The sequence below is a fragment of the Streptomyces sp. NRRL S-378 genome, assembly GCF_000720645.1.
Classification (GTDB): Bacteria; Actinomycetota; Actinomycetes; order Streptomycetales; family Streptomycetaceae; genus Streptomyces.
The window spans coordinates 1-266 of the sequence record NZ_JOBX01000230.1; the positions used below are offsets into that span (position 1 = coordinate 1).

Consider the following 266-nt stretch of genomic DNA (forward strand, 5'->3'; position numbering starts at 1 on the left):
CTTCACGGCCGGGCAGACGATTCCGAACCTGGTCGTCGTCCCTGTGGTGAACGGGAAGGTCAGCTTCTACAACAACGCCGGATCGGTCGATCTGATCGCCGACGTGGCCGGCTATTACACGACGGACGGCTCGGGCTCGACGTACAAGCCGGTCACGCCGACGCGGTTGATGGACACGCGTGTCGGGCTGGGTGTGCCGAAGGCGAAGGTGGGCCAGGGCGGGACCGTGACCTTGCAGGTCGCGGGTACGGCGGGCATTCCGGCGT

1 pseudogene is annotated in these 266 nt (G+C 66.5%); it reads left to right on the forward strand.

The annotated features are described in order from the left end of the window. Positions 1-46: 46 nt before the first annotated feature. Positions 47-266, forward strand: a pseudogene (locus tag IH80_RS46760) (hypothetical protein); the annotation flags it as partial.